We start from the raw sequence: 7,061 nt of genomic DNA on the forward strand, positions 1-7,061 counted from the left end.
GACTATTCTTTTTTCACAGCCCCCTTCGCCTGAAAGGTTTTCTATATAATAACAGCCGAAGCTGGTATTACCGTGGCGGATGTAACTCCGCCTGAAATCATATAAAAAGAAGGAACGATAATATTCCTGCGGCTTCAAATAAGGAAAGGATCACAGGGAGCATCTGTCCGAATAACTTCAACATAGGAGGAAAACCTTATGTATCCGTTCCCTGTGATGTACTTATCTTACCATACCCAGTAACTGTTGAATTTTCTAGGGCGAATTTTCCAAATAAATCATCTTCGTTTTCTTATCTATTCTGTACGCCAAAGAGTTTCACCATGGAAATTCCATGAGCTTGTGGAAGTTCACATGGGATCTATTGCTCGAAAATGGCAAAAAATCTGTAATCTTTGTGACAAAATGGAACCTGGTTCCAAAAATAGTACAAAAAAGACCAGCTACTATAGCCAGTCTTTCCAAACACATGTAAATCCTATATTTAATTACTCTTATACAAACATCTGCTGTAACAAGCCTTTTTTCAGTTCTTCCCACACAGCTAACGTTGCTTTTTGCTTCTCAATGACTTCATCAAATGATGCAAGACAATCAGCAATTTTTTGCTGTTCTGCAAGACAAGGACATAATAATGGGCACTGTAATATGTCATTTTTTCGCAAATTAGTTTGTTTAACACCATCATCAAATTTTAAAAAATATTTATTACGACTAATCTGATTAATATAGAATACAGTATTTTCTTTTGTTCGCAAACAACATATTCTTTGATTCAATGTGTATTTATTATTTTCATTAATCAAAAAACATTTTGAAATAGCTTTACCATTAGGAACATCGCTCATAACCATAACTATATCTTTCTTAATCAAAGGAAAAATCATTTCGTTTGTGTATTTTCTGACAGTTCCATCTGTGGAAATAAATTTAGAATTTACTACCACGTATTTTCCATTTTCTGAAATTACATTTTCATGAGCTTTTCCATTATAAAATTCAAACACTTCATCCAGTTTCTTTTCTTTCCATTCCGGAAACTGACTTCCATCATCCGCTTTGAATCTTACTTTCTGACTGAACAGCTTCTGCATCACACCTTTTTTACGTTCTTCCCATGCAGATGCAGTTTCCTTTTGCTTCTCAATCACTGTATCAATTGTTGATAAGAAGTCTGCAATTTTCTGTTGTTCTGGAAGTGATGGTACCATAATAGACATTTCGCCAAAAACATCAGGATGTATTCTTTTGGCTTTTCTACTTCCATTAGCAATATCACCATTCTTTTTATAAAATATTTTTCTAGTAACATAACACAACAAAAATTTATCTGAAATATCATGCATATCAAATGCTGGAGCATCCAATGTTGATTCATATCCATCCAATTCAGGCGGTACAATTCCAAATGCACAATTTAAAAAATCTAACTTTCCATACATCAATTGTCCTGAATGACGAATATAATACTGAGTATTTTCACTACCAGAAAAAACATTTTCTTTTGGAACAACACCTTTAGCCCAAAGTTTTACTGTCAATTTTTTTGCTTCTTTTCCAGTATGACCGAGAATATTGCTTTCAGTCACAAATTCTTTTATCTTATGTTCTTCCCAATCTGGAAACTGACTTCCATCATCAGCTTTGAATCTCAATTTAGGTTCATTCAATTACATCACCCCTTTTTTATAGTTTCAGCATCTGCAACAACCATTTTTATTTTAATCTTCGCAACAATCATCTGAATAAATTGCTTAATGTCGCTAACATCTCTATCAGGATGCTTATTGATTACATGCGTCTGGTCATTACCAAGCCATGTTGCTTTTTCTGCTAAAGTTTTAATATCTGAATCATCTGTAATATAATTTCTGATTTTCTCAGACAAAGATTTTGTATCTATTTCACTGACTTTCTCAGGGAATTTATCAACACAATAATCTCTAACTAAAAATTCCAGTGCCCTGCGATAAGCCATTCCGCAAATTAAATTCAACCCATCATGTTCTGCACGTTCTGCTTGCTTATACACCTCAACAAAAGACGGTGACAAATCACTAATATCTTCATCGAAATCTACACTTTCCATTTCAAATGGATAAATGCCAACAAATTCACTTATTGCGTCATCTGTATCAAAATTTTCATCATTAAACGCTAATTCCGTCTTAACTGTATTCGTCACAGTGAATAATTCATTGCAAGATGTACATCTGTAAATAGATATAACCGTACATTCTTTTTGTTCATTATCCGTAATATTATTAACTGCCCTAATCGGTAAAATTTCAGTGGATAATACTTTACCACAACAAGGACATGTATCTGGTAATAATATAAGCAATTCCTTTGAAGGTAATTGTGCATTTCCTACCATATATTCATACGGATAAGGATTGTTTGCCATTGACAGAAATGACATTGCAGCCGATGCAGCAATCGTAGTTGGATATTCTGTTTTCTTAAATTTCATAATTAAAATTCACCTGCCTTTACAGTCCAAGCTGTCTCATAAAACTTTCAGCCTTATCAATCGCAGCTTTTGTTTCAGAATCCAATGTCTTAATCTGAGCTTTTACAGCATCCAAATCTACAGGTTCTTCTTCCTCGAATGTATCAACATATCTCGGAATATTCAGATTATAGCCGTTCTCGATAATCTCACTCATATCTGCTACATGAGCAAACTTATCTACGTCTACACGTTTTGCATACGCATCTACAATCTTATCAATATGCTCCTGTTCCAAGACATTCTGATTCTTTCCAGCCTTGAACTCTTTCGATGCATCAACGAACAGAATATTTCCTGAATTGCCGTTTCTCTTGCTTTTCAGCACCAGTACGCACACCGGGATTCCTGTTCCGTGGAACAGATTTGCAGGCAATCCGATAACAGCATCCAGACGGTTCAGGTCTTTGATGATATATTTTCTGATTGCTTCTTCTGCACCACCACGGAACAATACACCGTGCGGCAGCAATACAGCTACACGACCGTCAGAATCATCCATGTGGTAAATCATATGTTCTACAAAGGCAAGGTCAGCCTGTCCCTTCGGTGCAAGCTTTCCAGCTCCGCTGTATCGTGGGTCATCCTCAAATTTCTTATCAGCTGACCACTTCAAGCTATACGGTGGATTGCAGACCTGTACAGTCAACTTCAAATCATCACCGTATTTATCATCTTTCAGCGTATCACCTTTGTAGATGTCAAAATTCTGCCAGTCTACACCATGCATAATCATATTCATTCTTGACAAGTTGTATGTTGTAGCGTTCAGCTCCTGTCCGTAGAAATGACCAACTTTATGTGTGGTCAAATGCTTCTGAACTTCTAACAGCATGGATGCAGAACCACAGGTACAGTCACCAACGGTCTTTGCTTCATCCAGTCCAAGGGATGCCAGTGTAGCACAAAGTCTACTCGGTCCGGCAGGCGTGAAGAACTCTCCACCTTTCTTTCCGGCATCTGAAGCAAACAGACCAATCAGAATCATATATGCTGTACCCAGTACATCAAACTGAGAATCCTGTAAGTCAAAATCAATGTCTGAGACCTTGACCATGACACGACCAATCATATCTGTACGGTCTGCCACTGTCTCTCCAAGACGTGCATCCTGCAGGCGCATATCATTGAACAATCCATCAAATGCTTTGTTGGATTCATGACCCATTGTAGAACCTACAAGGTCATTGATTGCTTTTTCAAAATCTTCTACGCTGAACTTATCCGCATCATTCTCAAATTTTGTAATCTTACGAATCAGGTTACGGAACAGGTTTTCCGGCTTGATGACATATCCCAATTTGGATAAAGACCAGTCTTCTACAACCGGTCTGTAATCATCATCCGAAAATGCTTCTTCGTATGTTACACCGTCATTTTCAAGGATTTCTGCCATGTACATTTCTGTACGTTCTGACAGATAACGATAGAAAATTACTCCAAGAATATAATTCTTGAACTCACTGGCATCCATCTGTCCTCGTAATTCATTGGCAATCGCCCAGAGCTTTTGAGAAAGCTCATTTGCCTGTGCCTGATATGTATTTGTATCTGCCATAATTATTCTCCCTCTGCTTTGTATTTGTTATAGGTCTCTGTTACAAATGTCTTCACTGATTTTGTCAGCTTCGTCATTTTCAGAAGACCCAGCTTGTATACTGTCAATCTCTTACGAATATCATCATCTGAAATCGTACCGTGGAATACATATTCCGTAAACAGCTCTGATACAATCATGTAATCAATCTTGTTATCAAACGCAAATTCTTCCATGTCAGCCGTCATCTGCTCTTTGGAAAACTGCGTAAATGCCTCCATTACATCTGCATCTTCCGGCAGATCATAAAATTTAGTCAGAATGAACTGTCTCATGATCTCTTTCTTCAGTCGCAAAGATTCATTATCAGAACGTTCAAGCTCGCGGAGGATTAAATCCACATCCTGCTGCTTTTCTTCCTCCGTTTTATTATGAGTATTCGCATTTTTCAACAGATTCAAAATATATACGACATTGATACGGTCAGTACGGACAAGCTCAATATCAAAATCCACATCTACCGGTACAGGTACTTTTGGTTTCGGATCATGTGTCTGGTCTTTATAATACAGATACCAGCTCTTGAATCCTTCGTATTCATTCTCATCCATCACAACAGCAAGGTCATCCCAGTCAAACTTCGAAAATGTCTTCAAAGTAGCAAGTGTTCTTGCCATTGAGCGGAACGCAATAATAAACATACGGATTTCATCTTCCGACGTGAGCTGACCAGCTGCATCCACATCCGCTGTAATCTTTCTCAGTACAGGTTCCTGATTTACCCACTGATTCAGATAATACTCATAATTTTCAAGCAGATATTCATTCGGGTCTCCGTCCCCGGAGAATAATGTCAGTGCGTCATCCTGCCACTGCTTGATATTTCTGTATGATACAATCTGTCCAAACTGCTTTGTCACCTTATCTACACGGTTTGTACGACTATATGCCTGTACAAGTGTATGCCATACAAGATTCTTATCAAGATACAATGTATTACATGGCTTCGCATCAAATCCTGTAAGGAACATATTGACTACCAAAAGAATATCAACCTGTGGTATATCCTTCTGTTTCATTCTTTTCGCAATATCTTTTCTGTATGCATCAAATGTATCAATCGTAAATGCTGTATTGTACAAAGCATTGTAATCCTGCATACAGCGGTCAAGAAGTTCCTGTGAATGTTCATCTGCACCATCATCCATATCTTCATTCGCCTGATAGGAAAAGATTGCAGCCACTTTCAGTTTCTTATCTTCTGATGCCGCATCGTTCAGCTTCTTGAACTCGTCATAATACTTTCCAAGGGTCTGAATCTTATCCACTGCGAACAGTGCTGTATAAATATCCTTGCCCTGTGGATGTACATGCTGTTCATGATGCTTAAAGATATGCTTTGCAATGCCAGCAATACGCTCATCATCATGGTACAGCGGTTCCATGTCAATTTTATGACGCTTGCAGTATTCTGGGTCATCCAGCTGTTCCGGGTCAATACCTTTTACAGCAAGATTCCTTGCAAAGATGGTACGCTGATACTCTACTGAGAATCTAAGCACGTTACCGTCTGCAATCGCATCCTTAATCATGTATTTATGCAAGCATGAATCCAGCTTATCTCCTGCATGAAAAATATCAGCTGTGGTACGACCATCCGCACCCTTGTTTTTCTCAAAAATCGGCGTTCCCGTGAATCCGATGTAATTTGCTCTTTCAAAATGCTTTTCAATCTGACCATGCATCTTTCCAAACTGGGAACGATGACACTCATCAATGATAAATACAACCTTCTTATCCTTGTATGCATCCATTACAGCTGCATATTTCGGATTTTTTACAGCATTTGCCATCTTCTGAATCGTTGTGACAATCATCTTTTTCTCAGATGATCTCAGCATGCTGATAAGTACAGCAGTGCTGTCCGTATTATCTACACAGTCTTTTTCAAAACTGTTATATTCATCAACGGTCTGGTCATCAAGATCTTTTCTGTCAATCAGGAATACGACCAAATCTACCATTGATTCATCGCGCAAAAGCTGTGCCAGCTTGAACGATGTCAGCGTCTTTCCTGAACCTGTGCAGGCAAACACATAACCATCCTGATTTACCTCCAGTACACGCTTCTTTGCAGCCTTTACAGCGTAAATCTGATATGGTCTCATGACCATCAATACAGGCTCTGTGGTCTTAATGACCATGTATTTATCCATTATCTCTGTAATAGCTGATTTACGGAAAAATTCACCCGTGAATGTGTTCAGGTCATTGATACGTGTATTCTTTTCGTCTGTCCAGAAGAATACAAGAGATTTCAGGATTGGATTGTACTGACCATCCATCATCTCATTCTCATTACAGAAATACTTTGTCTGTACAGAATTGCTGACTACAAACAGCTGCAAATATCTGAATATACCCTTGAAAGAAAACTTTCTGTATCTGTTAATCTGGTTGATTGCTTCGTTAATTTCCACGCCGGGGCGTTTCAGTTCAATCTGTACAAGCGGTAAACCGTTCACAAGGACAGTCACATCATAACGATTCTTATACACTACATCGTCTTTATGTGCCTTGTCCATTGTGACCTGATGTGTTACCTGATAGATATTTCTATCTGTATCACTTGAAAAGAAATCAATATACACTGATTCTCCATTATCTAACTGTAATACATATTTATCGCGAAGAATCTTTGCTGATTCATACACAGAATGATTATCTACATGAATCATAATGCGGTTGAATTCAGCATCTGAAAATGATGCATCATGTCCTTTTTCTGTCAATTTCTTTGCATTGAACTTTGCAAGCTGTTCACGGAAATTGGCAAGTACATCATCATAATTATCTAATTTTATAAATTTGTATCCGATACTCTCCAAACGGCCTATGAAAATATCCTCAACTTCATATTCCGAAATATGCGCCATGATCCCCTCCTGTTTGTTTCTCCTATTACAAAAATAAAACATTTTAAAAACATTGTATCATATATTAACTTGCGAC

At 37.7% G+C, this 7,061-nt stretch carries 4 protein-coding genes; all 4 read right to left on the minus strand.

The features are described from left to right. Positions 1 to 494: 494 nt before the first annotated feature. From PGR14_RS15570 to PGR14_RS15585, 4 genes are read right to left on the minus strand one after another with little or no spacing between them, the layout of a single operon-like run. Positions 495 to 1,670 carry a restriction endonuclease subunit S gene (locus PGR14_RS15570; protein WP_055248796.1) on the minus strand — a complete coding sequence of 392 codons (1,176 nt, stop codon included), beginning with the start codon at positions 1,668 to 1,670 and terminating at the stop codon, positions 495 to 497. Between the two features lie 5 nt (positions 1,671 to 1,675). Continuing rightward, complete coding sequence (locus tag PGR14_RS15575) at positions 1,676 to 2,473, minus strand: DUF4145 domain-containing protein (protein WP_055248798.1); 798 nt, start codon at positions 2,471 to 2,473, stop codon at positions 1,676 to 1,678. 19 nt (positions 2,474 to 2,492) lie between these two features. Then, positions 2,493 to 4,070, minus strand: coding sequence for a type I restriction-modification system subunit M (locus PGR14_RS15580; RefSeq protein ID WP_055297732.1), 1,578 nt, complete (start codon positions 4,068 to 4,070; stop codon positions 2,493 to 2,495). Between the two features lie 2 nt (positions 4,071 to 4,072). Further along, positions 4,073 to 6,985, minus strand: coding sequence for a type I restriction endonuclease subunit R (locus PGR14_RS15585; RefSeq protein WP_055297733.1), 2,913 nt, complete (start codon positions 6,983 to 6,985; stop codon positions 4,073 to 4,075). Positions 6,986 to 7,061: the final 76 nt, after the last annotated feature.

Origin of the sequence: Coprococcus sp. AF99-45 (assembly GCF_027663865.1) — a bacterium.
Classification (GTDB): Bacteria; Bacillota; Clostridia; order Lachnospirales; family Lachnospiraceae; genus Allocoprococcus; species Allocoprococcus comes.